General features: G+C 73.4%; 1 pseudogene. It reads left to right on the forward strand.

Going from position 1 to position 282, the window contains the following annotated elements:
- Positions 1-282 (forward strand): annotated as a pseudogene (locus tag LZP69_RS16340) (UDP-glucose 4-epimerase GalE); the annotation flags it as partial.

The following is a 282-nucleotide window of genomic DNA, read 5'->3' on the forward strand; positions in this document are numbered from 1 at the left end:
GGACTACGACACGCCGGACGGGACCTGCATCCGCGACTACGTGCACACCGTGGACCTGGCCAGCGCCCACGTGGCCTGCATGGAGCGCCTCATGGACGGCTGCCCGAGCACGGTCTACAACCTGGGCAACGGCGAGGGCTACTCGGTCTACGAGGTGGTCGAGGCCGTGCGCCGCGTGACCGGGGTGAACATGCGCGTGCAGAAGGCGCCGCGCAGGCCCGGCGACCCGCCCCGACTGGTGGCCGCGGGCGAGCGCGCCCGGCGCGAGCTCTCCTGGCAGCC

The sequence above is a fragment of the Shewanella sp. AS1 genome, from assembly GCF_021412565.1.
Classification (GTDB): Bacteria; Pseudomonadota; Gammaproteobacteria; order Enterobacterales; family Shewanellaceae; genus Shewanella.